23 protein-coding genes and 1 pseudogene are annotated in these 26816 nt (G+C 59.2%); 11 read left to right on the top strand and 13 right to left on the bottom strand.

The genetic code is table 11. The annotated features are described in order from the left end of the window. Positions 1 to 141: 141 nt before the first annotated feature. The 3 genes from pyrH to rpsB all read right to left on the bottom strand — a co-directional run bounded on the left by pyrH (position 142) and on the right by rpsB (position 2821). A complete protein-coding gene (gene pyrH / locus GUY30_RS11125) occupies positions 142 to 894 on the bottom strand; it encodes a UMP kinase (protein ID WP_092012402.1) in 753 nt (250 codons plus the stop codon). Between the two features lie 184 nt (positions 895 to 1078). Beyond that, entirely contained in the window at positions 1079 to 1906 is an 828-nt protein-coding gene (gene tsf / locus GUY30_RS11130) for a translation elongation factor Ts (protein ID WP_167197394.1), read from the bottom strand. Positions 1907 to 1939: 33 nt separating this feature from the next. Next, on the bottom strand, positions 1940 to 2821 hold the full coding sequence (gene rpsB / locus GUY30_RS11135; protein WP_167197397.1) for a 30S ribosomal protein S2: 882 nt from the start codon (positions 2819 to 2821) through the stop codon (positions 1940 to 1942). 540 nt (positions 2822 to 3361) lie between these two features. Between rpsB and GUY30_RS11140 the strand changes: the two genes are divergently transcribed. Then, positions 3362 to 4432: a D-alanyl-D-alanine carboxypeptidase family protein gene (locus GUY30_RS11140; RefSeq protein ID WP_228281264.1), complete on the top strand. Its 1071-nt coding sequence runs from the start codon at positions 3362 to 3364 to the stop codon at positions 4430 to 4432. A gap of 16 nt (positions 4433 to 4448) precedes the next feature. Here GUY30_RS11140 and GUY30_RS11145 read toward each other — a convergent pair whose 3' ends face one another. The 5 genes and pseudogenes from GUY30_RS11145 to GUY30_RS11160 form a co-directional block, all read right to left on the bottom strand. Then, positions 4449 to 5570 carry a tyrosine recombinase XerC gene (locus GUY30_RS11145; protein WP_167197401.1) on the bottom strand — a complete coding sequence of 374 codons (1122 nt, stop codon included), beginning with the start codon at positions 5568 to 5570 and terminating at the stop codon, positions 4449 to 4451. Positions 5571 to 5597: 27 nt separating this feature from the next. Beyond that, the gene (gene dprA / locus GUY30_RS11150) at positions 5598 to 6827 is read right to left on the bottom strand and encodes a DNA-processing protein DprA (protein WP_167197404.1); all 1230 of its coding nucleotides are present in this window, start codon (positions 6825 to 6827) and stop codon (positions 5598 to 5600) included. Further along, entirely contained in the window at positions 6824 to 7435 is a 612-nt protein-coding gene (locus GUY30_RS11155) for an ATP-binding protein (RefSeq protein WP_228281884.1), read from the bottom strand. Before GUY30_RS11155 ends, dprA begins: the two co-directional genes overlap by 4 nt. A gap of 128 nt (positions 7436 to 7563) precedes the next feature. After that, positions 7564 to 7767: pseudogene (locus GUY30_RS18240) on the bottom strand (IS1634 family transposase); the annotation flags it as partial. A gap of 1297 nt (positions 7768 to 9064) precedes the next feature. Further along, on the bottom strand, positions 9065 to 10363 hold the full coding sequence (locus GUY30_RS11160; protein WP_323127750.1) for a LacI family DNA-binding transcriptional regulator: 1299 nt from the start codon (positions 10361 to 10363) through the stop codon (positions 9065 to 9067). Between GUY30_RS11160 and GUY30_RS11165 the strand changes: the two genes are divergently transcribed. The 9 genes from GUY30_RS11165 (at position 10265) to GUY30_RS11205 (ending at position 20613) form a co-directional block, all read left to right on the top strand. Further along, positions 10265 to 10486 carry a hypothetical protein gene (locus GUY30_RS11165; RefSeq protein WP_167197410.1) on the top strand — a complete coding sequence of 74 codons (222 nt, stop codon included), beginning with the start codon at positions 10265 to 10267 and terminating at the stop codon, positions 10484 to 10486. The two genes, GUY30_RS11160 and GUY30_RS11165, sit on opposite strands and share 99 nt — an antisense overlap. After that, positions 10483 to 11997, top strand: a complete 1515-nt coding sequence (locus GUY30_RS11170; RefSeq protein ID WP_167197413.1) for a sodium:solute symporter family protein — start codon at positions 10483 to 10485, stop codon at positions 11995 to 11997. Before GUY30_RS11165 ends, GUY30_RS11170 begins: the two co-directional genes overlap by 4 nt. A 64-nt stretch (positions 11998 to 12061) precedes the next feature. Beyond that, complete coding sequence (locus tag GUY30_RS11175; RefSeq protein ID WP_167197416.1) at positions 12062 to 13207, top strand: histone deacetylase-like amidohydrolase; 1146 nt, start codon at positions 12062 to 12064, stop codon at positions 13205 to 13207. 182 nt (positions 13208 to 13389) lie between these two features. Continuing rightward, entirely contained in the window at positions 13390 to 15393 is a 2004-nt protein-coding gene (locus GUY30_RS11180; protein WP_167197419.1) for a primary-amine oxidase, read from the top strand. Positions 15394 to 15529: 136 nt separating this feature from the next. Further along, entirely contained in the window at positions 15530 to 15985 is a 456-nt protein-coding gene (locus tag GUY30_RS11185) for a hypothetical protein (protein ID WP_167197422.1), read from the top strand. A 77-nt stretch (positions 15986 to 16062) separates the two neighbouring features. Continuing rightward, positions 16063 to 16857 (top strand): FadR/GntR family transcriptional regulator, encoded by a 795-nt coding sequence (locus GUY30_RS11190; protein ID WP_167197425.1) that lies wholly within the window; start codon positions 16063 to 16065, stop codon positions 16855 to 16857. After that, positions 16854 to 17552 (top strand): cache domain-containing protein, encoded by a 699-nt coding sequence (locus tag GUY30_RS11195; protein WP_167197428.1) that lies wholly within the window; start codon positions 16854 to 16856, stop codon positions 17550 to 17552. Before GUY30_RS11190 ends, GUY30_RS11195 begins: the two co-directional genes overlap by 4 nt. A 174-nt stretch (positions 17553 to 17726) precedes the next feature. Further along, positions 17727 to 19157: an APC family permease gene (locus GUY30_RS11200; protein WP_167197430.1), complete on the top strand. Its 1431-nt coding sequence runs from the start codon at positions 17727 to 17729 to the stop codon at positions 19155 to 19157. A 34-nt stretch (positions 19158 to 19191) separates the two neighbouring features. Beyond that, on the top strand, positions 19192 to 20613 hold the full coding sequence (locus tag GUY30_RS11205; RefSeq protein ID WP_167197433.1) for an aldehyde dehydrogenase family protein: 1422 nt from the start codon (positions 19192 to 19194) through the stop codon (positions 20611 to 20613). 70 nt (positions 20614 to 20683) lie between these two features. Here the strand turns inward: GUY30_RS11205 and GUY30_RS17935 are convergent, their stop codons facing one another. The 5 genes from GUY30_RS17935 to GUY30_RS18110 form a co-directional block, all read right to left on the bottom strand. Next, entirely contained in the window at positions 20684 to 21043 is a 360-nt protein-coding gene (locus GUY30_RS17935) for an integrase core domain-containing protein (RefSeq protein WP_407645277.1), read from the bottom strand. Positions 21044 to 21171: 128 nt separating this feature from the next. Further along, positions 21172 to 22782 carry an SIR2 family protein gene (locus tag GUY30_RS11215; protein WP_167197439.1) on the bottom strand — a complete coding sequence of 537 codons (1611 nt, stop codon included), beginning with the start codon at positions 22780 to 22782 and terminating at the stop codon, positions 21172 to 21174. 143 nt (positions 22783 to 22925) lie between these two features. Next, on the bottom strand, positions 22926 to 23591 hold the full coding sequence (locus tag GUY30_RS11220; protein ID WP_167197442.1) for a hypothetical protein: 666 nt from the start codon (positions 23589 to 23591) through the stop codon (positions 22926 to 22928). A 6-nt stretch (positions 23592 to 23597) separates the two neighbouring features. Further along, positions 23598 to 24470 (bottom strand): restriction endonuclease, encoded by an 873-nt coding sequence (locus GUY30_RS11225; RefSeq protein ID WP_167197445.1) that lies wholly within the window; start codon positions 24468 to 24470, stop codon positions 23598 to 23600. 267 nt (positions 24471 to 24737) lie between these two features. Continuing rightward, positions 24738 to 25121, bottom strand: a complete 384-nt coding sequence (locus tag GUY30_RS18110) for a helix-turn-helix transcriptional regulator (protein ID WP_323127751.1) — start codon at positions 25119 to 25121, stop codon at positions 24738 to 24740. On the opposite strand from GUY30_RS18110, the gene GUY30_RS11235 reads away from it, so the two are divergent. Beyond that, positions 25014 to 26206 (top strand): IS3 family transposase gene (locus tag GUY30_RS11235; protein WP_228281248.1). Its coding sequence is split into 2 segments (ribosomal slippage): positions 25014 to 25298 and positions 25301 to 26206, totalling 1191 coding nucleotides; the frame shifts between segments, so codons are not numbered across the junction. The two genes, GUY30_RS18110 and GUY30_RS11235, sit on opposite strands and share 108 nt — an antisense overlap. Positions 26207 to 26816 lie beyond the last annotated feature (610 nt).

Here is a 26816-nt window from a genome sequence, read left to right on the forward strand (position 1 = left end):
GAATCTTCGCAGGAATGTTCTCACCTGCGTGGATGTGCGGCGGCAGGCCGCCTCGTTGTCAGCGGTTCAACGCTGTCGGGATCGACCTGCGGTCAGGGCCGGGCCACCTCGGTGGGATGAACCGCCTCGGCGGGATGGGTCTCAGTGAACGACCGTGCCGATCTTCTCACCGATGATGGCTTTGCGCAGGTTGCCCTCGCCTTCCATACCGAAGACGTGCATCGGCAGCTTGTTGTCCATGCACAGGCTGAAGGCGGTCGCATCGACGACTTTGAGGCCGCGCTGCAGGGCGTCCTGGTAGCTGATCTCGGCGATCTTCTCGGCGTTCGGGTCGACCTTGGGGTCGGCGGTGTAGACGCCGTCGACACCGTTCTTGGCGATGAGGACCTCATCGGCGTGGACCTCGAGCGCGCGCTGGGCGGCCACGGTGTCGGTGGAGAAGTACGGGAGTCCGGCTCCGGCGCCGAAGATGACGACGCGGTTCTTCTCCATATGACGCATGGCGCGGCGGGGAATATAGGATTCGGCGACCTGCGACATCGGGATCGCGGTCTGCACGCGGGTGTCGACGCCCGTCTGCTCGAGGAAGTCCTGCAGAGCCAGGCAGTTCATCACAGTGCCGAGCATGCCCATGTAGTCCGCACGGGTGCGGTCCATGCCGCGCTGGGAGAGTTCGGCGCCGCGGAAGAAGTTGCCGCCGCCGACGACGATGCTGACCTCGACATCCTCGGTGGTGGGAGCGACCTCACGGGCGACAGCGGCCACGACGTCGGGGTCGACGCCGATCTTGCCGCCGCCGAAGACCTCGCCGGAGAGCTTGAGCAGAACACGGCGGCGATGAGTGCGCACCGCTCGACTGGCGTAGCTGGATTCGTGAACTGGGGTGCTTGTCATGGAGTCCTTCTTCCGTGCGGGCAGGTCTGTGCCCGGTGGGATCTTCACTGTGATCGGGCGTCTGGGACAGTCTAGCGAAAAACGGGGCCGGACCGATTGGTCCGACCCCGCTCCTCGGGTGAGTTCTCACTCACGCGCTGAACCTCGGAAGCAGAGACGTATCCGCTTCACGGTCAGTGGTGTATCAGGCTCCGACGCGGTAGCGCAGGAAGCCGGTTGCCTTGACGCCGGCAGCCTCGAGCACCTTGGCCACGGACTGCTTGGGATCCTTGGCGAATCCCTGGTCGAGCAGGCAGTTCTCCTTGAAGAAGCCGTTGACGCGACCTTCGACGATCTTCGGCAGAGCCTGCTCGGGTTTGCCTTCGTTCTTCGCGGTGTCTTCGGCGATGCGACGCTCGTTCTCGACGAGATCGGCGGGAACGTCTTCGCGGGAGAAGTACTTCGGGGCCATGGCGGCGATGTGCACGGCGACATCGTGTGCCACGGTCTCGTCGTCACCCTCGAATGCCAGCAGCACGCCGACCTGCGGGGGCAGGTCCTTGTTGGTGCGGTGCAGGTAGGAGGCGATCTTGGCGCCCTCGAGGCGACCCACGCGACGCAGGTCGACCTTCTCACCCAGGGAGGCACCGGATTCGGTGATGAACTGGGAGACGGGCTTGCCGTCGGTCTCAGCGGCGAGCAGCGACTCGGCCGAATCGGCCTTGTTCGCCACGGCCAGTCCGAGGACCTCTTCCGAGAGCTTGACGAACGGTTCGGACTTCGCCACGAAGTCGGTCTCCGAGTTGAGCTCGATCATGGTGCCGACTCCGCCTTCGACGGAGGTCGCGACCAGACCGTCGGAGGTCGAGCGGCCTTCGCGCTTGGTGGCGCCCTTGAGGCCCTTGATGCGCAGGGCCTCCATGGCCTTCGCCTGGTCGCCGTCGGACTCGTCGAGAGCCTTCTTGACGTCCATCATTCCCGCGCCGGTCTTCTCGCGCAGTGCCTTGATATCAGCGGCAGTGTAGTTTGCCATTCTTTCTCCTCAGGATGGTGGAGTTAAACGAAATCAGGACTCGGTCGACTCGGTGGAGTCGGCAGCTTCAGCGGTTTCGGCCTCAGCAGCAGGAGCGGCTTCATCGGCCGGAGCAGCAGCCTCGGCGGGCTTCTCCTCGGACGTGCCTTCGAGGAGCTCGCGCTCCCACTCGGGCATGGGCTCGACAGCGGAGACGTTTTTCTCGCCGCCGGCGTCATCCGAGGAGTGGCGGGCGATGAGGCCCTCGGCCACGGCGTCGGCGACCACGCGGGTCAGCAGCGAGACCGAGCGGATGGCGTCGTCGTTGCCCGGGATCGGGTAGTTGACGTCGTCCGGGTCGCAGTTGGTGTCGAGGATGCCGATGACCGGAATGCCCAGCTTCTTGGCTTCGTCGACCGCGAGGTGTTCCTTCTTGGTGTCGACGATCCAGACGGCAGACGGAGTGCGCTGCATGTCGCGGATGCCGCCGAGGGTCTTCTCGAGCTTGTCCTTCTCGCGACGCAGGATGAGCAGTTCCTTCTTGGTGTGCGAGGAACCTGCAACGTCGTCGAAGTCGATCTCTTCGAGTTCCTTGAGGCGGCGCAGACGCATCGAGATGGTCTGGAAGTTCGTGAGCATACCGCCGAGCCAACGCTGGTTGACGTAGGGCTGACCCACGCGCTGAGCCTGCTCAGCGATGGATTCCTGGGCCTGCTTCTTGGTCCCGACGAAGAGGATCGAGCCGCCGTGGGCCACGGTCTCCTTGACGAATTCGAAGGCGTTGTCGATGTAGCCCAGCGACTTCTGCAGGTCGATGATGTAGATGCCGTTGCGCTCGGTGAAGATGAAGCGCTTCATCTTCGGGTTCCAACGACGGGTCTGGTGTCCAAAGTGAACGCCGCTGTCGAGCAGCTGGCGGATGGTGACGACGGCCATGCCGACGCCCTCCTTTCTGTGCACCCGAGGGTGCTTTTACGTCACGCGCGCGCCTGATCGTCCTCGCCGCGGATTCGCGTCGATTCGATCAGATGTTGCGTCGATGACATTTTCGGTTGATTCCTGGTACCCGGTTCGTCCGCCCCACAGGCACACCTGACGGCTGCCTGCACCATGGGAAGGAGAAGAATTCGGATACGCGTAGTCAGAAGACACGCTTCTGCTGGGCTTAAGTCTATCCCGGTGGGGCAAGCCATTTCCAATCGAGATCGATCCCTCGCCGAGGCGGCCCACCGACCCGCATCGCCGCATCGACTCGTGCGTCGACCGGTGTGGATCGTTCGCTTCGGGGTGCGCCGCTGTGAACGATTCGCTTCGGTCGTGGTGAGCTGGGTGGCCGTCGTTTCGGTGCACTGGGCCACCGTTTCCTGTGGACGGTCGTCTGACTCGAACGTCGGAGCCCTGTGGATGGAGACGATTCGTCCACAGCGGTGATTCTCTACCGTGACTCGACCGTGCTCCATGGGGTTGCATGCTCCTATGTCTCTCTTCGCGTTCGACCGCCTCCGACTGCTGTTCCGTCTCCGAACGAGACGCTCCGACCTCCGCTCACCAGACTCACTGCTTCTTGCCGTGATCATCGCAGCGGCTCTGGTGGTCACGACCACTCCCCCGGAGGCGAGCGCCGCTTCCGGGCCCGTGTCGACAACGGCGCAGAGCGGTTCGCAGAGGAGTGCTCCGACGAATTGGGTCACTCCGGTCCCGGCGATGGAGACCATCGAAGCCTTCGATCCCCCGGACAAGCCGTGGCTCAAGGGACATCGTGGAATCGACGTGCTCGCTCTCGAGGGCGAGCCGCTGCGGGCTCCGACGGGAGGGACGGTCCGCTTTGCAGGATCGGTGGCGGGAGTGGCCACTGTCAGCATCCTCACCGAGTCCGATCATGTGCTCACCTTCCAACCGGCCGCAACGTCGCTGAAGAAGGGTGAGAGTTTCACCGCCGGTGAGCAGATCGGCACGGTGGGCAGCGGAGGTCACTGTCAGCGTTCATGTCTGCATATCGGGGCATGGCCGGCCGCAAGCGACAGGAGATACGTCGACCCGGGCAAATTCTTCGGTCAGGAGCAGTCGGCATTGCTGCCGCTGTCACGCAAGCCTGCAAAAGAACCGAAGGGCGGCGGGGATTCGACCACTTCCGGTGCCGGGGCGTGGGGCGGTCACAGCAATGGGCGGATTCCCGCCTCGGCGATGTGTCAGCTGAATACGGCTCCCGGGCAGATGCTGCGTTGTGATGCTCAGGCGGCGTTCGATCGGCTCTCGACGGCGTTCGAAGCTCGGTTCGGTGCCCCGATCTCCGTCACCGATGCCTACCGGGACTACGCCACGCAGGTGATCCTCAAACGGCGGAAGGGGCGGATGGCGGCGACACCGGGAACGTCGAATCATGGGTGGGCGCTGGCGGTCGACCTCGGCAGCGGGATCAATTCCTTCGGCACCGCGCAGCATCAGTGGATGCGGGCGAATGCGCCGAAGTTCGGGTGGATCCATCCGGGCTGGGCGAGGCAGACGGGGTCGCTGCCCGAGCCGTGGCATTGGGAATTCCGGAAGTAGAGAACCGCTGTGAGTCTTAGGCTCGGGGGTGTGCTCGACGGTAGGTGTCCTGCAGCCGCTGCATGGATACGTGCGTGTAGATCTGAGTGCTGCTCATGGTGGAGTGGCCGAGCAGCTCCTGGATCTGCCTTAGGTCGGCTCCGCGGTCGAGCATATGAGTGGCCGCCGAGTGTCGCAGCCCGTGTGGTCCGATGTCCGGGGCGCTGGGGTCGTCAGAGCCGTACCGATGAACGAGTTCGCGCACCTGCCGCGCACCGATGCGTCGCCCACGGACGCCGAGGAACAGTGCGTCGCCGCTGTGGGGACCGACGAACAGTTCGCGGGTGGCGAGCCAGTCGTCGAGGGCCCGGCGTGCCGGGGTTCCGAACGGAACGCGACGTTCCTTGTTGCCCTTGCCGAGCACAGTGATCATCGATGCCCGGTGATCGATATCGCTGCGGTCGAGTCCGGTCAGCTCCGAGACGCGCACGGCGGTGGCGTAGAGCATTTCGAGGATCGCGGAATCGCGAATGCGTTTGGCCGCTGAGAGCGGATCAGGCTTCCCCTCGGCCGAGGCGTCGTCTGTCTCTGTGCCGCTGCGGGCGAAACCATCCGACCGTGATTGCCCGGTGTCGCGTTGAGCATCGCGGGATCTCTCGGCAGCGGAGATGAGGTCGGCCGCCTGCTTCGGTTTGAGCACTGTGGGCAGACGGGAGTCCTTCTTCGGTGTCCGCAGGCGTGCGGCAGGGTTGTTCTGCAGGTCCAGATTGCTCACGCAAAAGGCGAAGAAGGAGCGCACGGCAGCGATCTTGCGGGCCACCGTCGATTTCGCGGCACCGGCATCATCGAGGGCGATGAGCCACGACCGCAGATCATCGAGTTCGATGTTGGCCAGATCAATACGTGTACCTGGGGCCCGCTGAGAGGCTCCAACGCCGTCCGGCGAACGCTGACCGCTATCATTCGGAGCCTGTTCCGACGCACGCGTTGTCGCTCCTCCCGCGGTCCCGCGGCGGAGCTTCGTCGAGTGCACGGCGTGATCGAGAAAATCGGAGACGTCGGCGATATAGGCACGAGCGGTGTGCTCGGAGACATCACGAGACCGCAGGTGGTCGGAATAGCCGGCCACCACCTCGGCGACGGTCGATGATGTGCTCACGTCCCCAGGATACGCGGACGATCCGGTTCAGCCTCGAGACTTGTGCAGCTTCACCCACCCTGTGTCGCGGCGCTCGGCCAAACCAGCCAGGTCGAGTGCACTCAGGGAGTTGAGCGCATCGGCGATCGTCAGTCCCGCCCGGGAGGCGATGGTCCCGACGTCGAGCGGCTTCGACACGGTCAGCGCATTCAGGCAGATCTTCTCCCTCTCGTCGAGCGCTTCACGGGGGTCAGCTTTCGACGGATGGTCTCCGTTCTCCGAAGCAGCACCGTCTGCGGTCGCTGAGAAGAGGGCCGGAGAGTCATCGTCCATGAGCGCGATGACATCGTCGCTGCAGGTGACGAGTTCCGCTTCGTGTTCTCGCACGAGTCTGTGCGCCCCGGTCGAGGACGCCGAATACACGGATCCGGGGAAGGCCGCGACCTGCCGGGAGAGTTCAAGGGCATGCCGGGCGGTGTTGAGGGCCCCGCTGCGCCAACCGGCTTCGACGATGACACTCACCTGCGAGGAGGCGGCGATGAGTCTGTTGCGCAGCAGAAACCGGTGGCGCATCGGCGTCATTCCCGGAGCCGTCTCGGACACGATGGCACCGGTGGCGAGTATCTGGTCGAACAGTTCGGCATTCGCCGCCGGGTAGAAACGGTCGACTCCCCCAGCCATGAATGCCACCGTCGGTGCTTCGCGCGCAATGGCGGCACGGTGAGCGGCCGCATCGATTCCGAACGCACCACCGGACACGACGGTGATTCCTCGAGCGGCAAGATCCCAGGCAAGGTCGGAGGCGCATTTGGTTCCGTAGTTGCTGGCCGCCCTGGCACCAACGACGGCGACGGCGCGACTCAGCACGGTGCTGAGCGAGGCGACTCCCCGCACCCACAGCCCCAACGGTGCTGCGGGACCAAGGTCATCGAGCATTCCGGGCCACTCCTCGTCTTCGGGAATGACCAGACGACCGCCGACCCTCGCGACCATGTCCAGATCATTCCCTCTCGTCACGGCGTCCCCAGCTCTCACTGCCCACCGGTCGATGGCCTCCGACATCTGCCCATGTTCGGCCGCCTCGGTGCCCGTGGCGGCGAGGCCCTGCACGGCTTCGTGAGCCGTGGTCTCGCCACGGCCGACGGCCACGACGATCGTGTGGGCGGCAACCGGACCGATCCCGTCGACGAGCCGTTTGAGCAGACCGTCGCCGGGTTCGCCGATGCGCAGGAGCGAGGCGATGGCCCCGCGGACGTCTTCGTGTGTGTTCACGGTCATGACTCCTGTGTCCTCAGGGCGAGCGCCATTCTCATCGTGTCCGGGTCGGGTCCGGGCTTCCCAGCCAGATCCGCCAGCGTCGTCGCAACGCGCAGCACCCTGTCATAGCCGCGCATGGTGATCCGGCCGGTGTCGAGCGCCCGATCAAGATCGGCCAGGTCGACCGGTGTGAGGGCGAAGTGCTCGCGCAGCCAGGTTCCGGGCGCTTCGGCATTGAGTCTCCAGTCACAGTCGGCGAAGCGTTCCGCCTGCCGATTCCGCGCTTCGAGCACGCGAGCGGCCACCATGGTGCTCGACTCCTGATCCCCGCCGAGCCGGATGTCGGCGGGAGAGACGGGGAACAGTTCGAGCTGCAGGTCGACTCGGTCGAGGAGTGGCCCGGACAGCCGATTGCGATAGCGGCGTTTGTCCAAGGGCGTACACCGGCAGTCCGCGCCGGCTCCAGCCATCCCAACCCCGCAGGGGCACGGGTTCGCGGCCATGATGAGCTGGAAGGACGCCGGAAGCACCATCGAACCCCAGGCCCGGTGGATGTGGACGCGACGGGATTCCATCGGCTGTCGCAGTGCTTCGAGGACGTCGCGGGAGAATTCGGGAGCTTCGTCGATTTAACTTACTCGAAGGTTGTGTGTAGAGCTTTGACCTGGAACAACACGTCGCACACACTTGCACGACAAGCGCACAGGCGTCTCACCTGAGTAGCACAACTTTAGTTACCCGCCGCTGACAGCCGAATTTACGACTTTCCCAGCGCCTTGCGCATGTTCTCGACGGCCTCAGGTACTCCCGGCGCGAACGTGATGTCCTGCCCACCCACGCGCCCGGTGAACTCCCGCAACGGCCGCAAACTCGTGATGATCTTCTTCAACGACGCCCCAGTCGCGGCCTGCATAAATCTCGACACGGCCAACGCGGTAGACACGACAGTCAGGTGCGCCTCAGAAGTAGGTATGTGGCGACTTACTGGAGAGCTATGTGGCGGCCCGACAATTGAGAGCAGTAGCTGTGTCAGTATGTTTGGGCATGAAGCCACTCGGGCTGAGGTCGGGGACGCGGCGCTTGCCTCAGGCGTTACAGAGACTGAAGCGGGTGGTTGACGAAGGGAGCGCCTTCGACGACGGCGACGGCTGGGTTGACAGCCAGGAAGATCTTGCCGCTCGGCGTGTTCGACTAAGTGGTCAGCCCGTTAGGCATGTCCCAGACGATGCATAATTGCCCAAGCTTCTAGATGAGATTGAGGATTCCTGATATCGAAGTTCGTGTAGTAGGCGGTGCACCAGCCTTGCCAAAAGTCGTGGTCGATATCTTGCCCCCACGTCGACACCCGCGGACATCCGATGTGCTCTATGCTTCGTCCTGAAGCTCGCCGCAAGTAGGGGGCTGCATTTGTGCGGAATCGTGGGCCTGACCGGGCCAAGAGAGACCGGATGTGCGCAAGGGGCACTCCGTAGGCAACCGATTCGGATCCATAATGTGCTCTGTCTTTGGAATGAGGGGAGCGGCGCGTCCCTTCGTACGAGATACTGAGATAAGTAGTAGCGTCCTAGTGGGCATAGCGTTGGCGAAGCGCAGAGACTCGCGTCCTATGACAATTATCGGGCGTGCCGTAATTGAGAGTGTAGGTCCGGTCTGGGCTCACCGGACTCGAAGAGAAGTCTGGCAACGTAGTGGGCGAAGTTTCGAACTCCTAGTGCCGATTCCCGCAGATGCTGGAGTCTGCTGTTAACGGCCCCGATTAGGCCACCTGACGTCCCGGCTGGGTGAAGATCGCGAAAACATCAGCGGCTGGACTCTATAGAGTCCAGCCGCCTGAGCTGCCCAGCCCTGGTGGCTGCCTCGCTGTCAGGGCGTCGACGACCGGCTGGAGGAGCTTCACACCGTCTCCGCGGTCGATGGTGTTCTAGGCGCTGACGCTGTCTGGGCGGATGGTGAAGTCCAGGTGCCTTTGAAAGTGCTCAAGCTTCGGTCTGCGAAAAGTTTCGTGATCCCCTCTTGCCGCCTGGCGGTGATCAGACTGGCAACCGTAGGCGGAGCCCTAGTCCGCGTGTCCGACGTGATTGCGGGCGATCCTGCGGACAGCGGTGCTACGGACCAGCCGTCTACCGTTCCGTCGGCACCAGTCGTGGACGGTGATTGGGGCAGAACTCGAGGACCTTTGTGCCTGGTGATGTACTGCCACTAAAGTTGTGGAACTCAGGTCAGATACACGCGCAACGACGCATCAGCGCTTCGCTTCCCTATCTAGAGGTTATCTCTACCGAGTGAGTAACGACTTCTGATGGAAGAAAGCGCACACCGTTTAGTACCTGGGCAACAATCTCGACCGCGCGCGCCCCGAAATCTGCGGCGCGAAGATTCACTGCCACGACGGATTCATTCGCATCGGCGGCATATGCGCTGCTAACAAGCGAACCTATCGCGATATCGGTATTTGGATTTCGTCCGGATTTCGTGATCTCAACAAGTGCACGTTGGGCAAATCCCTGTGGACCAAACACAATTCCACCGATCTGAGGGTCGGTGACGATTCTCCGGACGACGGAATGAATCTCATGGTCACTAGCGGTGATCGGTAACGGGTGCTCACTCGGCCCCACGTCGAATTCATGACAGTAGTCACGATATCCGTCGCACATGTCTTTTGTCGCTGAAGACTGAAACTTTGCATCGCTGCAGACAAGCGCAATCCGACCGTGACCGCGTTGATGCAGTAGACCGGCAACCTTCGCCGCCGTTCCACGATGGTCCGCTTGGACCGTTGCATCAACTTGCGACTGCTTCGGGCCCAAAACCCGCCCAGCAGTCACCACTGGTAGATCCGAGTCGATAAATGCCGCTAGCGCCGGATCATCGCCAATCGGGTCGACGACGATGACCGCGTCCACCTGGGGTAAGGCCCCGGCAGTCGTGCTCGGATCTCGAGCGATCAGAAGCAGATCGCAGTCGATTTGGGCCGCTGCAGCCGTCGCACCGTGTGCGAATTCCATAAAGTAGCCGAAGCTGCGTACCTGCAGGGGGATGTAGAGCCCGATCGCATTCGACCGTCCGCTCCGGAGCCCTCGGGCGATTCGATTTCCCCTATACCCGAGTTCTTTCGCAGCTTGCTGCACTCGATCTCTCGTCGCAGCTGACATCCGGCCGCGACCAGCCAGCGCGTCGGAGACGGTGGTTTTGGAGAGACCCAGGTGGGTCGCGAGTCCCACTAGCGTCGGGCGCGGCGGTCCGGTTCTATCGCCTCGGGGCATGGAAATGTCGTCGTTGTCTCTCGTGGTGAGCATTAGCACCCGCTGGGGAGTAGTCCATGTGATCAACTTACATCGACTTTCAGATGCAACCTTGACTTTGGGTGTGATGTAGGTAACGTTTGAGCCATGCCGGAACGTTCCGTCACTGTTGATAAGCGTCGGCAACTCCATGTTTCTCGGAAGGGTCCCTTCATGAACTTCGACATTCGGCCGCCAACCCGCATTGCACGAACCGCCATAGTTTGGGTCGTAATCATCGACTTCGCACTCCTCCTGTTTCCACCGCTGCATTGGAGCCTGGCTAGCCTCAATCCAGCCTATGCCCTGATCTCCCTCGTGCTTTCGAGCGCAATCGTCACCGCATCGTTGCCTCTTATCAGTCACATCAATCGCAGAGCGGAAGGTGAAGCATGAATATCCTCATCGGCTACGGTGGCGTCCTGGTCCTGTTCTTGCTCATCGTTTTCGTCCTCGAGCGAAGCAGAAGGGCAAAGGCGACGACTAACTTCAGCGAGTACGCCACCGCTGGGCGCTCGTTCGGCTCGTTCTATTCCACAATGGCCTTCGTCAACACCTGGCTGCCTGGCACAATCTTCATTTCGTTCGCAGGATTGGCCGCGTCATCCGGTTTGGTCGGGTACTACTTCGTTCCCTACTCACTCATTGCCGTGCTGCTGATGTTCTTCCTCGCCAAGCCTGTCCACATGTGGGGAAAGAAATTCGATCTGCGGACCCAAGCCGACCTTCTCGGCTTCCGATATGGGTCCAATTCCGTAAGATTCACCGCCGCAGTAATCGGGATTGTCGCTTCCCTTCCTTGGGTGGTGCTCGGCATGCAATCGCTGACCTACGTGTTCTCCTTCCTCTCCTTCGGATTGGTTCCCGCAACAGTAGCCGTCTACATAGGCATCGCAGTGATCATCGTCAGGCAGATCTGGACGGTAAGATTCGGCGCCCGAGGCCTTGTGGTCAGCGACATGGTTCAAGGAATCGTCGCCTATGGAATCGGCACGGTGCTTGCTGTAGGCCTCATCATCTGGCTGGCGGCCCACGATCACGGCGTCTCGGAGGTAGACCCTTCGTTCTTCTCTCTGCCCGATCCCGGCAGTGACCTCGGTGGCCTCTACTTCTTTTGCATCGTCCTCACCGGCGGACTGGGCGCCTGGAGTTGGCCCGACATCTTCATCCGATTGTTCACCTCGAAGAGCACAACGGTCATCAGAAAGTCTGCGGTCCAAGCGGCTCCGATCATCTTCTTTTTCGGAACAGCAGTCACCATCGCGGCAATTTTGGCCTCGACACTCCCGGGAGTCGCCGAATCCAGCGACCTGGTGTGGCTAATCGCCGCGGAAAATGGCGGTCCCATCATCTTGACCCTGGCCGGCCTCTGCGTCATCGCAGGAACGATGGGAAATGTCGGCGGCAACCTTCAGGCGCTGGGCACCCAAACAGCAAACGACATCGTCGGTGTCGTTCGGAGGAAGCGGATCACCTCTGCGTTAGTCGGCAAGATCTCAGTCGCGGTCCTGTGCGCAGTCTCCGCAATCTTCGCGATCGCCACCGCCGAAGTCTCGAATGGTCTTATCCGTCTGGCACTCCTATCCTACGAAGGCATTGTGCAACTGGCTCCCACTCTGTTTCTAGGCGTGTTCTGGAAGCGCGGTACCCCAGCAGCTGCAGTGTCCGCAATGGTCACCGGATTCGTCACCGCTTCGATCTTGGCCGCGATTTACCCGACTTCGATTCCATGGCTCGAAGGCATCACCCCTGGCATCGCTGGCCTGTTCGTCAATGTGGTCGTCTATCTGGCCGTCTCGTTCATTCGGCCGAACCGCACTAGCGAAAACGCCCGAATCGACGGAGTCTTCGCTCATCTCAAATCGGACGCAGGCGCTCCACAACCTGTTCGTGAACGGGAGACCTGAACGCTCCAGTATGTTCGCCGCAGACTAACGTCCAACGCTCAATCACACCGCCGAAAGGAACACCATGGCAACCACCACTCCAGCTGTTCGAAAGACCGGTTACATCTGGCACGAGATCTTCGCCTGGCACGACACAGGAACGCGAGCCGGATTCCCCTACCCCACCGAGTACGCCCAGCCCTACCGCACATTTGAGAACTCAGAGTCCAAATCTCGTCTCGCTGGCCTGGTGGAAGTCTCGGGCCTCCTTGACCAACTAGTGCGGATCAAAGCCGAACCCGCATCACAAGAAGCCATACTGGCGATACACGAGGCGGACTACATCAAGCGAATTAAGAAGGAAAGCGCCACGCTCGGAGGCGACGGCGGAGACGGAACTACTCCGTTCGGCCACGGAAGCTATGATATCGCACGACTCGCAGCAGGTGGAACGATTGCCGCTACCGATGCAGTGATGCGAGGGGACGTCGACAACGCCTACGCGCTCGTGCGTCCACCCGGACACCATGCCGAACGCGGGAATGGCATCGGGTTCTGCCTGCTCGCCAATGTGCCGATTGCGATCGAGCACGCGCGTCGCGAATACGGCGTAGAACGCGTGCTCATCGTCGACTATGACGTCCACCACGGCAACGGCGCTCAGTCAATATACTGGGACGACCCCAATACAGTAACTCTTTCAATTCATCAGCAGCGCCTCTTCCCTCCGCAAGGCGGCGAGCTGGAGGAAACCGGCGGAGATGAGGCGCGTGGCAGCTGCATCAACGTCCCGCTTCCCGCGGGCTGCGGGAATCAAGCCTACCTCGAGGCAATTGATCGAGTGGTGGCACCAGCCGCCGCAGCGATGAAGCCCGATCTGATCATGGTCTCGAGTGGTTTCGACCCCGGGGTACTCGATCCGCTCGGCCACATGACTGTCACATCACAGGGATTTCACGCCATCGCGACGAGACTTGTCGAGATCGCAGACAGCGTGTGCTCGGGACGGGTCGTGTTTTCTCATGAAGGCGGATACTCTCCGGTCCAGGTCCCGTTCTGCGGCCTGGCGGTCCTGCAAGCTCTTTCCGGTGCTCAAACCGATGTCGAAGACCCGTTCAAAATCTATGAGGGGCTTCCCTCTCACGAAATTCAGCCCTGGCAACGAAGCATAATTGATAAGGCCAACTCCTTGGCTGAACATCTCAGTGGCAGGTGGGGCACTCCGGTCTAGCGCCGTGAGCCACACGGTTCACGGCCACATTCGCAACGAATGTGGGCCGACCTTCCACCCGCCAGACGGCGATCCACATTTAAACATTAACAGTAACTATTATTGCTTAAGGCTGTTTGGTGGTTTACGGTAGTACCAACCCCGCGTGACTGCGGCCATGCACAAAGAAGTGAGGAAACACCATGAAAACAGTCCCCGACGCAACACATACCCACGGGAAGCGCATCAGCACCCCTCTTGAAGTTACCCATCCTCTCGACCCTTTGACCGCGACAGAGATCGATCAGGTGCGCGCAGTCCTCGAGGAGGCAGGCCACCTGGGCAGGGAGGTGCGCGTAGCGTCATTGTTACCCAAAGACCCCCCGAAAGCACTGGTCGCGCAGTGGCAGGTCGGACAGCCGATGGAGCGCCGCGCACTCGTCACGCTTCTCAACCGCAGCAGTGGAGAAGCTCACGAGGTCACCATCAATTTGGCCACCTCCCAGGTCGACCTGATCACCCCGCTGAAAACCGGCGAAGCCCCCTACGGACAACCGCAAATTCTCGAAGAGGAATATACGGGCATAGACGACATCGTCAAGTCATCTCCCGAATGGCAACAGGCGATGAAGCGCCGCGGCCTCGAAGACCACATCGACACGTGCTACTGCACGCCATTGGCGCCGGGCTATTTTCCCGGACGCGACGACGAAGTCGGGCATCGTGTAGTGCGATCGCTGACCTATTTAATTCCGAACCCAGGGGACAACCCCTGGGCACACCCTGTCGAAGGCCTGCTTGCCCTGGTCAATCTGACCGAACAGCGAGTTGTCAGTGTCGAAGACAGGGGCGATGTTCCGGTTCCAATGAAACACGGCAACTATGGGCTCGACGCTCAAGGTCCCGCACGGACGTCTCTCAAACCGATTGAGATCTCCCAGCCGGAGGGGCCCAGCTTCTCTGTGAATGGCAACGAAGTTTCATGGGAGGACTGGAACTTCCGAGTAGGGTTCAACGCCAAGGAGGGACTTGTTCTCAACCTCGTCAGCTTTGCAGATCAGGGCGAGCAGCGCCCCGTCCTCACTCGAGCCAGCATTCCAGAAATGATCGTTCCCTACGGTGACACGCACCATACCCGCTACTGGATCAGCTACTTCGACGCCGGGGAATACCTGCTGGGACAGAACGCGAATTCTCTTGAGCTGGGCTGCGACTGCTTGGGCGTTATTCACTACTTCGATGCATTTGTCGCCGACGGGAACTGCTCCCCTCAGAAGATTCCGCAGGCCGTCTGCATGCACGAAGAGGACTACGGCGTGCAATGGCGCCACACCGACCACCGAGGCAGAAGCGAAGTCCGTCGCAGCCGCCGGCTCGTAGTCAGCTACTTCGCGACCGTAGGCAACTACGACTACGGCTTCTTCTGGTACTTCTACCTCGACGGTTCGATCCAGTTCGAAGCGAAAGCAACCGGCATCGTGTTCGCAGGCGCGAACTATCCCGGCACCAAGGATCCTCACGGAACCGAACTGTCACCAGGAATATTCACCCCAATCCACCAGCACATCTTCAGCGCGCGACTCGATGCCGCCATCGACGGTGAAGACAACACCGTTCATCAGATCGATCTGCAACCCATTCCCACGGGAGAGGACAACCCCTTTGGAAATGCGTTCACCTGGAACGAACTCCAACTGACTTCGGAGTCAGAAGCGCAGAAGAACGCCAAGAATGAAGTGAACCGGGTGTGGGAGGTTCGCAGTTCCCACAGGACCAACCACGTCGGCAAACCCACTGCCTATTGGCTGCATCCAGAGGGCAAAGCCACTCTTCTGGCACAGCCGGATTCCACAGTGTTCGCGCGAGGCAACTTCGCAACCAAACACCTGTGGGTCACTCAATACGCAGAAGACGAGCTGTATCCCGCCGGAGACTATCCGAATCAGCATGAGGGATGGGCTGGCCTGCCGTCCTGGACCAAAGCCGATCGCAGTCTCGATAAAGAAGACATCGTACTCTGGCACAATTTCGGCTTCACCCACATTCCTCGCACTGAGGATTGGCCGGTGATGCCTGTTGACTACTCCGGATTCTGGTTCAAACCGCACGGCTTCCTCGATGAAAATCCAACGATGGACCTTCCCTCGACCGTTGAGTCACGGAGGTCGGACGACTCCGCGGAACAGTCGTGCTGCTCCAACGACTAGCACCCGGACCGATTCCTGGCCGTCGACCATGACTACGCTCCTTGAGGGAACAATGGTGGCGTCATCTGGTGCCTGCCTCGCGGGGGCAGTCACGGCCCGAAATCTGCGAGCGATAGTTCCGTCTCTAATAATGTTCGTGTCGATGTTCGATACTGTTCTCTGGCACCAGATACCACCGGCAGTGTGGTCAGGTCTGCTTCTCGTTGCTTCCTTTGTCATCATTTCGGAGCTGCGCGCGGTTCGCATCACGAACCCGATTGCGAAGACTCATCCTGAGGCGACACCACACTCCCCCGACGCTCGCCAGGAGCGTCGCCGGCTGCTTGTCATGATTCCGACCTACGTCACGATGGCTTGGCTGGTGCTCGTCCATTCTCACGGCGACAGCAATATTCACACTGCCACCGGGCATGCACATCATGCCGGGCCTGGACTTGCACCGATCCTCACGGTTGCGTGGCTGCTTGCAACAATTTCAACCATTCAAGCGATCGCTTCAGCGCGTCAGCACCAGTTCTGGTCAGCCGTCGAATCGGCAGCGATGGCCGCCATGCTCGCGAGCATGCTCATCCCGTTCCTCGGGGTGTGGTGACCACGCAGAACAGGAAAAGAATGAGCCTCGGTTCGGGACTACGGTCAAACTTCACTGACGCTGGATATGCTGACACCATGGGTGAAGACAACACAGGCGCGCCGAACATGGTCTCTCCCCGATCTCTCGACATGATGTTGCAGGTCGGGACCAACTTTCCTGACGATTCCATGAGTCTTGCAGAACAAATTATGCATCGCTTCGAAGCCGCACTCAGCATAGGCATCCTCAGCCGCGGAGACCGTCTTCCTCCCGAGTCCGATCTGGCCGAACATCTTGGAGTCTCTCCGCTGACCCTCCGCCATGGTTTGCACATGCTGCGCCAGAGAGGCCTGGTCGCAACCCGGCGCGGACGAGGCGGCGGGAGCTATATCAGCGGCCAGGTCATCGACCAGAACGAGAACACCGAACTGCGGTTGCAGCAGATCGACACGGACGGGCTTCGCGATCTTTTCGATCTGGCGGCCAGCGCGGGCCGCGCAGCGGCACGACTCGGCGCGATGCGCACGGACGCGAGCGAAGTGGCCGGAATGCGAGCATGGAACGAACATTTCCTCAAGGAGACAACCAATGCGGGCCTACGGCGGGCAGACAGTCGATTCCACATCGAGCTCGGCGTCCTCGCGCAGTCGCCGCAGCTGACTTCGCTACTCGTGCGGGTGCAGTCAGAACTCGCCCCGATGACTTGGTGGGAAAAACAGATCGCCGAGCGCAAATCCACCGCCTACGACGAACACAACAGCATTATTGATGCAATCGCCTCGGGCAATCATGAGGAAGCCGAGTCACTTACCACCAAACACATCGAGAAGGAACAGGTGTATGCGATCGAACATCACCTACGCCTCCTGATGACGGAGAAAGAATTGTGAGATCAGAGCGGAATCATAAATTTCTCGCCGACACAGCAGACACCATCGCCGAGCGAGTCGACTCAGTGTTCGCGTCGCTGGAAGCGCTCCGCGACGCTGCGCTACCCATCTTCGATGCGCCTCGGGTCAGACACGAAGATCTTGCGGTGCTCGAACCGAGTGTCGCTGACATCATTGGGGACCACGATGGCCTTCTCACTGGGGCAGGCGTTGCGGTCTCGCCTGGGGCGCTGTCGAACACCTCGGCATGGATGCAATCCTGGCATGTCTCGGCCTCCGGTCTTCGATTCACTCGTCACAGTCTCAATCCGTCGTCCGTTGACTTCTACAACTACACAGAAATGCCTTGGTACCAGCAGCCACGAGCGACACGAGAGGCCTATATCTCGGGCCCCTATATGGACTTCGGCGGAACCGACTCACGGATCATCACCGCCGCCCTGCCCGTGGACAGCTGGAACGACAGCACAAGCGTGGTGGCTGCGGATCTGTCTCTGCCCAGTTTCGAACGCATCCTGCTGAGCACGATTCACACGTTTGATCCTGAAACCGCGCTCATCTCCCCCAGCGGCCGAGTCATCGCCACCAATTCCGCCTCCATTGCCGCCGCTGGCAAGACCACGCGAGATCCAAAATCCAGAGTTCGGATTCCTGCGCTGAGAGTGCAATGCTCGTGGGAACTGTGCTCCTTCTGACCCACTGACCGCGCAGGCACAACATTGCCACCGAGAATAGTGGTGCGAGAACATCCGCGTGAGTTTAAACATTAATAGTAACGACTATTGAATAGTCGTTCGCGCCGCACTATTCTGAACTCACTGAACCATTCGCTCGGCAGTCGCTGCCTCACAACACAAGGACGTGTTTCCATGACTGGTCAACGAAACGTCGAACTGGAAAAGACATTGGGCGTAGCGTCAATCGTCCTCTTCGGCCTCGCCTACATGGGTCCCCTAATCATCATCGGGATGTTCGGGATCATCGCTAACGCCAGCCAAGGCGCCGCGGCAGGGTCCATGTTCATCGCAACCGTGGCCATCCTCTTCACAGCACTCAGCTATGCACGTATGGCCCGCCACTACCCGATGTCCGGCTCTGGTTACACCTACGTCCGCAAGACCATCGGCCCGAAATCGGGCTTCATGGTCGGATGGTGTCTCCTCCTGGACTATGTTTTCATCCCGCTCGTCATCTGGCTGGTTGGAGCGGAGTACCTCTACGCTCAGTTCCCAGAAATACCTAAGGCCGTCTGGCTACTCATCTTCGTTGCCGTCACCACAGCGATCAATCTCGTCGGGATCAAAGTGGCCGACCGTGCCAACATGATCGTCATCAGTTTTCAAGTCGTCATCCTGGCGCTCTACTTCATTCTCTCTCTGACCAGCATCATCAACGACGGCGGCGCCAGTCGGCTGATCGATCCAGAGCCGTTCATCGGTGTCCAGCAGGAGCTCGGTCCGATTGCTAGCGGTGCCGCCGTCGCAGCGTATGTGTTCCTCGGCTACGACGCCGTCACGACACTTTCCGAAGAGACAAAAGACGCCGCCAAGAACATTCCGCGCGGAATCGTGCTCGTAGCACTCGTCGGCGGAGCCATCTTCGTCGTCATGGCATTCCTGATGGCCCTCATCCTCCCTGGAGGCCAGCTAGAGAATGCTGAAGCGGCCGGATCTCAGATCGCACTGACGATCGGCGGACAAGTCTTCGCAGCATTCTTCCTCGCTGCCCTTGTCGCCCAGCAGTTCAATGCCGGAATCGCCGCACAGGCAAGTTCGGCCCGGCTCCTGTTCGCTATGGGTCGAGACGGCATCTTCCCACGATCGTTCTTCGGCTACGTCTCCAGAAAGTTCCGCACGCCCAGCCTCAATATCATTCTCTGCGGCGTCATCGGACTCGGCGCGGTCTTCCTCTCGCTCCAGACTTCCACTTCGTTCATCAACTTCGGAGCTTTCGTCGGATTCACGATGGTCAATGTCGCGGTAATCGCCTACTACGTCCGCCACCGCGCCGAGAGGCTAAACCGCTTCCTCTACATTGTGCTCCCGGCCATCGGTGCAATCGTCGACCTCTACCTTCTCGTCAATCTCGACAATCTCGCGAAGCTGGTAGGCGGCTCGTGGCTTCTACTGGGTCTGATCTATCTCGCCGTCCTCACGCGTGGCTTTACTCGAAAAGCACCCGAACTCGGTGCCAACACCACCGCCGAGTGGCCGTCGCCCGCCGAGTCCAACAGCGGCGAAGAAGAGAAGTCCACCAAGGTCAGCCCTGAACCTTCCGCCCCTGCAACAGACGTCAACTGACCTCAGAACGAGTTCAATTCGAGAAAGGAAAACAATGAGCAGTTTCGACCGCTTCTACATCAACGGAGACTGGGTTCCTGCCGGTTCAGCTCACGAGCGCCTTCCGGTGCTCAATCCCACCACGGAGGAGGCAATCGCTGAAGTCGCCCTGGCCTCCAAAGATGACATCGACCGCGCAGTCGACGCTGCGCAGCGGGCACTGCCAAGCTGGTCGTCAACAGAACCGAAAAAGCGAGCCCAGTATCTGCACGCGATCGCCGACGCAATTGAGCAGAACGTTGACGGCATCGCCGCAGTCCTGACCGAAGATGTCGGAGTGCCCACCAAGTTTGCTCAAGATGTGCAAGTCGGTTGGACCATCCAATATTTCAGGGACGCGGCAAATGCTCTCTCAGACATCGAATTCGAATCCGCGTATGGAGATTCGGCCATTGTCAGGCGGGAACCTGTCGGGGTCGTCGCGGCAATCACTCCCTGGAACTTCCCGCTCATGCAGTCGGCAGCAAAAGTTGCTCCGGCACTGGCCGCCGGATGCACCGTTGTACTCAAACCATCCGAAGTAGCGCCTCTCAGCCTATTCTCTTTGGCCGAGATCGCCTCCGAGGTCGGGTTGCCGGCGGGAGTTCTCAACATCGCCACCGGGTATGGGCCCGAGATTGGAGAGCATCTCGTGTGCCACCCGGGTGTCAACGCCGTGTCATTCACCGGATCAACTCGCGCAGGAACCAGGATCGCCGCACTTGCCGCAGCTGATGTGAAACGGGTAACGCTAGAACTCGGAGGCAAATCTGCCGGTGTTGTACTTCCCGGAGCCGACATCGAACAAGCCGCCCGAGCAACGCTCCTCGATTGTTACCTGAATTCAGGGCAGAAATGTGTTGCCCAGACCCGACTCCTAGTGCCGCGGTCGCAACTCGAAGCAGCCGAATCAACAACGAAGGCAGTGGCGCAGAAACTCACTGTCGGCGATCCCGCGGACCCTTCGGTCGACGTCGGACCCGTTGTCTCAGCTGCTCAGCTGGCTCGCGTCCGTGACCATATCATTCGAGCAGAAGAATCCGGTGCACAGCTGATCGTCGGTGGTGCGGACTCGCCAGCCAACCTCGGCCGCGGGTACTTCGTCCGCCCGACCGTCTTCAGCTCGGTAACAACCGACATGCCCCTCGCTCAAGAAGAGGTGTTCGGCCCGGTGCTTGCCATACTTCCCTATGACACCGTTGACGAAGCGATCGAAATTGCAAACGACTCCGAGTACGGACTGGGCGGTGGAGTGTGGGCCAAGACACGCGATGAGGGTATCGCCATCGCCCGAAAGATCCGTACGGGCCAAGTTGCCATCAACGGTGCAATCCCGACCCCCGACCTCCCGTTTGGAGGATTCAAGAAGTCAGGGTACGGCAGGGAAGGCGGAGCCTACGCAGTTAACGAGTTCTTGGAAATTAAAACCATATACTAATCAACTCTTCATTGGTCGGAAACGAGAATGTCAAGCCCCGGGTTTCGTAGCGGCTCCTTTTCTTGGTTTCCTAAGCAGCCGCCAGTTCTGTCGTGGACTGGTTGATCCATTCGGAATGGACCTCGAACGGTGGTCGGTACCCGATCCCAGAGTGCAGTCGGGTCTGGTTGTACCAAGCCACCCACTTCGACGTCTCCGCCATCACCTCAATCAACCCCGACCACACCTTCCGGTCGATAAGCTCGGCCTTGTAGACCGAGTTCAGCGCCTCCGCCATTGCGTTGTCATACGAGTCCCCAGGCGACCCCACAGTTGCCACGACCTCTGACTCCGCCAGGGTCTCGCCACAGCGAATCGACCGGAATTGCACCCCGCGATCCGAGTGATGCGCCAGCCCGGAGGCGCCCCAATCGTCATCACTGTATCCCATAGCGGTACTCACGAGTCATCCCCAGCCGGGGGAGGGAGGCGAAGGAACAAACGGTTCGAATCCAAAGTTGCTGAAACCCCGAAACATCAGCAGATAATCAAATTATCCACTATGTCTCGCAAAGTTGTTCATGATTCAGAGGAAATCAAACAGTTATAACCGCCAAACACTGACGAACCAACAATCCTCAAATTGATAACAGGACCAAAGACGTGGTCGAAATATACCGTTTTCACAGTATTGGATTCCCAAACAGGAAAGGATAAGACTGCAGTCGGCATAGTCTGCTGCAATGGATGCTTAAATCTGTGCTGCGGGGAAGACAGTCCGACCCTTTGAATTGATCCGTCCGCGTTCACGGCTACTGTCTCGCCATGCACTTCAGCACCATGCAACTTAGGACCGTGCCAAGTCAATTCCAGTTGCGTGGACCCTTCTCCCCGTACACCAACCACCGTCACCAACGGCTCAGGATCACACACCGGGCGAGCCTCAAGAGCAACCCCCAGCTGATCAGATGCCCTACCTTCAACTAAGTGAACTCGAGGATGTAGCGCGGTACCGTCGGAATCCTGATGCCGTGCATGCTTCCCGATCAGTTCAGGCAGAAAGCGTTGAGAACCTTCTTTTCCAACCGGCTCATACATAAACGGTTCAAAGCTAACGTCCAGAACATTCATCGTTCGTCTAGAATCGCCAGCGATCCAGTCACGAAGCAAAGCATTGATATGGGAATCGCCGAATGAATACCCGACGACCACGAGGTGGTTCGACCTGCGCAATGCAACGCGAGCAGCATAGTTCAGCTCAAGAGTCGGCCCATCGGTACCTAGTTTGTCACGGTCTCCGACTACAATCCAGGGCAAGGACCTCGATTCGTTTTCAAGATCCTGTGATGATACGACGTTCAGCGCTTTCGGCATCGTAGTCAAATACGAACCCGCAACTTGCTCTATCTCACGCCAGTCCAAAGACCCATGCAGTTTCAACAAATTTAGAACTCGGTCCTCGGCAGGAAAACTCAACTCCTCGCCGGGAGTCCAGGTATCGATACCGCGATTCACCTTGATCTTATCGAGAGCAGCAGCCTCTACTGTGAGATCGTAATTCAGAGTAATTACGTCAAGCCCACCGGTCTGTGATCGAGCCAGATCGATGATCGGTTCCAGATACTCAACGTTGCCGTGCTCGTAAAGTATCTTAGCTAGCTCACGCAAAACAAATCGTTCAGCACCCCGAAAAGAATCTCGAAGGTCGGGCTTTAGTTCCGAAGCAGCGATCTGCGCGATCGAATCACTAATTGACCGATGGGTGGCAATAGAAAACCTATCTAACGCTTCGGCGATTGAAGCCACCAATTGCTTAGTTTCTCGAAGTTTAAATCGCGATCCCTTGAACTCGTTAAACGCTGTTAACCAATTTCCAACAAACGGCGCAACCTCGTGATCGTCACGTACTTGAAGCAGACGCAATGAAGATATAAGGGTCTCAATGTTCACAGCAAGCTGCGGATCGCGTCCGCGTAAACCCTGGTAACCAGCCATGGCGCCATAGACTGCATTTAAGACTCTCGTCCACTCGCTAAGTTCCCAAGGGTCGCTCCCCGAGTTCGCCCTTGCCAATATCTGAGAAGCAAGTTGCGAAGTTACGGGTAAACCTGCATCTACAGATGCACCTGCTCCGAGCAAAACGGCAACTTTCCCCGAATCATTCGATTCGACGCCAGTCTCTTGCCACATCGTGATGTCCTAACGCTTAGTAAATCAACTCAATACTTCACTGCTCTTCCCGTTTCGAGAATCATCCACTTCTTCGAATACGATAAAGCAAAGCCAGTTCAAGGGCCGACTAGAGACTTCACCCCTGACTCCCAAATACCAACTCAACCTATGACGTAGCTCGAGGAGACCTTATAGTCACCGGGCTTTTCACTAAGTTGGCCATCGATTGTTCGCTCCCACCGAAGCCCATTAGTGTCAGTGAACGTGATCCCAATGCCTATCGGTCCGGCTCGCCATCCCCCTTCTACCCACTCTGAGCTCCCGTCGTCGTTCTGCTCTAGAGACTTGACGACCCCATCCTGGTTGGGCAGATTCCAAGACAAATCTATGCTCTTCACCTCGGCACGCTGTGAGTTGATAAATGCACTCATTCCAGAATGACGTTCGGGGGAACCCATGGGCGGCAACGTTCCGCCGATAATGTCGTTCTGATTATTCGGTGCGATGAAACTAAGCACCGCATTATAAACAGGTTGATTACTGGCGTTGAACACCCGCACCTCGAACGAATCCAAGACGTCCTTCGTTAGCCACGCCGAAATTTGCGAAGCTTGTTCGCGTCGTTTCTCCCGGCCGCGCTCGGTTGCTTCAGACTCAAGCGCATCCACTTGATCCTGAGCAGACTTCATCTGCTGGAACGCGTATGTAGCTGCGAAAGCAGCTGCACAAAACGCGAGGAACGTCGATACAGCCGAAATCCAATCTGGTACAGACCCATATTCCCATGCCGATGTATCGACGTTCAAAAACGCGTAATGAAAGATCATCCAATATCAGTCCCCGGAACTACTCGCGGAAATTATGTTCAACGACGGCAGCGCATCGACAATCCTCATAGTCTCCAAGGACAACGTGACGATCCGGGCAAGAAGATCAAAAACGTAACGCGGATCCCCTACCTCGCGCGCCCAACCGTTAGCGTCGTTGACGATGCCGACCTTCGCCTGAGCCATCCACTCGCGTAACGTTTGAGAAAGTAGTTGGATCGGGGGCACTAAGAACAAGACTGTGCCGCCCTTACCGACTTGATCCTCGGCAATCTTTAGCGAGGTGAAAGTCTTACCTGTGCCGCAGGCCATGATCAACTTACCTCGATCATTGTCCGGCAGACCTTTGCGAACATCATTGATAGCAGCAATTCGGTGACGGCGCGGTTGGTGGGCTGTTGCCAGCTCAACGTGGTCCGGTGCCGACCATGAGTACTTGGTCCAATCAATCCTCGCATCGTCGAGAACACCGATATCAATTCGCTGTGCTACGTCTTCAAGCGTCTCTTCGGCGTTACCGGTCCATCCTGACGCTGTATCAAAGATGTAACGCTCGGTCCACTTACTGCCCGCGCAGGACGCGATGAACTTGTCGATTTCAGCTTTGGACACCTTTTGCTCTGGAGCATAGAACTTGCACTGGATGGCAGCCAGACCTTCGCCATCACGACGTTCGGCAACTATGTCGATACCGGTGTCAGTGCGGTTCCCACGATTGGGCCATTCAGACCACAACCAAACATTCTCGAACCTTGCTGTCCACTCCGGCTCATTGGATTGATAGGCCTTGATCAAACCTTCAAACCGGTCGCCCTTGTCTCGTGCATCGAGAGCAGACGAGCTGAGGCTATCTAGGAGGCTACGAATCGACATCGGCATGACGTCAGTATCTCAGGTACGTGACACAAATACTGCACTAGCCACTTATTGGCGGTGATTTGAACCGAGAACCACAGTTGCCCCCTGGCAGAGCCAGAACGAGCTAAGCGAAGCAGTTACTCGGACGGTTCTTTGGTGTCTCTTCCCTAGGCAACTGAATGTCATCTCATGGCCCAATTGTGCGGTCGTCCCAAACTACGTGCCACCAAAGACAGCAGCGCAACGCTTCAGCCTAGGTCGAAGTGTGCAGCAAAAGTGTGGCCAAGACTAGCCTCGGTCATGCCACACAGGAGATAAGAGATCATCCAAACTGACGCCAAATGCTCGTGCTAGCTTGAGCCAAGTCCTTAGGTCCCCGTTGAACTTCCCACTTGAGATATTCAAAAGTGTATTTCGCGAAACCCCGCTTCGCTCGACCAGCATGTCAAAAGTCATGTTCGCGTCATGACGTGCGACATTGAGAATCACGCGAAGGGGACTGATGCAGGGTTTGGGGACATCTGATCTGGCTTGTTCACAGGCAAGCCTGGAAGGATTGACACCATGCCACAGCCCTATCCGAAAGAGTTCCGCGACGACGTCGTCCGCGTCGCCTTGAACCGCGACGAGAAGACCACGATCGCCCAGATCGCCAAGGACTTCGGCGTCCACGAAGGCACCATCGCGAAATGGCTCCGCCAAGCAGACATCGATGCCGGCAACAAGCCCGGAAACACCACGGACGAGTCCGCCGAGCTGCGCGAGCTGCGACGTCGAACCCGTCTGCTCGAACAGGAGAACGAGGTCCTGCGCAGGGCTGCCGCCTACCTGTCGCAGGCGAATCTGCCGTCAAAAGGCTCTACCCGCTCGTGAGAGAGCTCGCCGCCGACGGGATCCCCGTGGCGGTGTCGTGCCGGGTTCTCAAGCTCTCCCGCCAGCCCTACTACCGATGGCTGGCGGCCCCTGTCCCCGAAGCCGAGGTGAATGAGGCGTATCGGGCCAACGCCCTCTTCGACGCCCACCGAGACGACCCCGAGTTCGGGTACCGGTATCTTGCCGACGAAGCTGAGATCGCCGGCGAGCCCATGGCGGTACGCACCGCATGGCGGCTGTGCTCGGATAACGCCTGGTTCTCGGTCTTCGGCAAGGCCCGGGCCAAGAATGGGAAGAAGCCCGGCCCACCTGTTCACGACGACTTGTGTGTCGTTACCGACGCCGATGGGCGCACCCGCCACGAGTTCCGGGCCGATGGACCGAATCAGCTGTGGCTAACCGATATCACTGAGCATCGCACCGATGAGGGCAAGCTGTACATGTGCGCGATCAAGGATATCTACTCCTCGCGGATCGTCGGCTACTCCATCGGGGCCCGAATGAAGGCGCGCTTGGCCGTTGATGCCCTCGAGATGGCTGTGGCCCGTCGCGGTGGTGACGTGGCCGGATGCGTGGTCCATAGCGATCGCGGCAGCCAATTCCGGTCGAAGAAATTCACCCGCGCATTGGCCCGCCACGGCATCGTCGGGTCAATGGGCCGCGTCGGCGCGGCTGGCGATAATGCGGCTATGGAGAGCTTCTTCGCTCTGTTGCAGAGGAATGTCCTCGACCGTCGCCGGTGGGCGAGCCGAGAGCAGTTGAGGCTCGCGATCGTGACGTGGATTGAGCGGACGTATCACCGACGTCGGCGGCAAGCTCGGTTGGGTCGTTTGACACCTGTTGAGTACGAAACAATTATTGAGTCACCTGCAGTCGCAGCGTGACACCCCGATTGTCACCTCTCTCTGCACCAGTCCCAAGTTGGGACATATCTGGTTCATTCGGTCCAAGGTTCACTCATACAGACCACCTAGGTTCTAGCCGAATCACAGCCCAAGACCTTGTACTTTCTAGTAGAATTCGACTAGGAACTCGCAGTCCTGTCCCGTCTCTAAGAGGATGGAAGTGCCTCAAGATGCACCCGAGACCTCACCTCAGCAACGATTCCTCAGACGCATCGCGTTCGAAACTCAATGAAGAACAACACTTCTGCGCTCGATTGCGGCACGATGTCCAGTGGGATAGTTTGCCCACGGCGGTACAGCGTTTGGGCAACGAAGCACGTGGCACGATGGAGCTAGTTGAAGGTCTTCTATCGCAGCCCGCACCGAATTCACCAACCTTCTGGACCGTCTCTAGCCCGATTCCCATGAAGGGTGCTGACGGCCTGGTTCAGGTCAAATATGTACCTCACAAGACTATTCAGTGGGGAGGCGACGACAACCTGATCTTTCTAAATGACTTTCCCGGAGCTTCTGGCACCGATGTTCTGCGTGCGGTAGCAACTGTGACGGACCTACATGGTTCGATTTGGGCGGTTGACTTCTCATATGA

This window comes from Brevibacterium pigmentatum (genome assembly GCF_011617465.1).
Lineage (GTDB): Bacteria > Actinomycetota > Actinomycetes > Actinomycetales > Brevibacteriaceae > Brevibacterium > Brevibacterium pigmentatum.

Excerpts from the sequence above, each read along its gene's own strand:
- pyrH (WP_092012402.1), bottom strand. The coding sequence starts at position 894 with ATGACAAGCACCCCAGTTCACGAATCCAGCTACGCCAGTCGAGCGGTG.
- tsf (WP_167197394.1), bottom strand. The coding sequence starts at position 1,906 with ATGGCAAACTACACTGCCGCTGATATCAAGGCACTGCGCGAGAAGACC.
- rpsB (WP_167197397.1), bottom strand. The coding sequence starts at position 2,821 with ATGGCCGTCGTCACCATCCGCCAGCTGCTCGACAGCGGCGTTCACTTT.
- GUY30_RS11140 (WP_228281264.1), top strand. The coding sequence starts at position 3,362 with ATGTCTCTCTTCGCGTTCGACCGCCTCCGACTGCTGTTCCGTCTCCGA.
- dprA (WP_167197404.1), bottom strand. The coding sequence starts at position 6,827 with ATGACCGTGAACACACACGAAGACGTCCGCGGGGCCATCGCCTCGCTC.
- GUY30_RS11165 (WP_167197410.1), top strand. The coding sequence starts at position 10,265 with ATGAACTTCGACATTCGGCCGCCAACCCGCATTGCACGAACCGCCATA.
- GUY30_RS11160 (WP_323127750.1), bottom strand. The coding sequence starts at position 10,363 with ATGCAGCGGTGGAAACAGGAGGAGTGCGAAGTCGATGATTACGACCCA.
- GUY30_RS11170 (WP_167197413.1), top strand. The coding sequence starts at position 10,483 with ATGAATATCCTCATCGGCTACGGTGGCGTCCTGGTCCTGTTCTTGCTC.
- GUY30_RS11175 (WP_167197416.1), top strand. The coding sequence starts at position 12,062 with ATGGCAACCACCACTCCAGCTGTTCGAAAGACCGGTTACATCTGGCAC.
- GUY30_RS11180 (WP_167197419.1), top strand. The coding sequence starts at position 13,390 with ATGAAAACAGTCCCCGACGCAACACATACCCACGGGAAGCGCATCAGC.
- GUY30_RS11190 (WP_167197425.1), top strand. The coding sequence starts at position 16,063 with ATGGGTGAAGACAACACAGGCGCGCCGAACATGGTCTCTCCCCGATCT.
- GUY30_RS11200 (WP_167197430.1), top strand. The coding sequence starts at position 17,727 with ATGACTGGTCAACGAAACGTCGAACTGGAAAAGACATTGGGCGTAGCG.
- GUY30_RS11205 (WP_167197433.1), top strand. The coding sequence starts at position 19,192 with ATGAGCAGTTTCGACCGCTTCTACATCAACGGAGACTGGGTTCCTGCC.
- GUY30_RS17935 (WP_407645277.1), bottom strand. The coding sequence starts at position 21,043 with ATGGGATACAGTGATGACGATTGGGGCGCCTCCGGGCTGGCGCATCAC.
- GUY30_RS11215 (WP_167197439.1), bottom strand. The coding sequence starts at position 22,782 with ATGTGGCAAGAGACTGGCGTCGAATCGAATGATTCGGGGAAAGTTGCC.
- GUY30_RS11220 (WP_167197442.1), bottom strand. The coding sequence starts at position 23,591 with ATGATCTTTCATTACGCGTTTTTGAACGTCGATACATCGGCATGGGAA.
- GUY30_RS11225 (WP_167197445.1), bottom strand. The coding sequence starts at position 24,470 with ATGCCGATGTCGATTCGTAGCCTCCTAGATAGCCTCAGCTCGTCTGCT.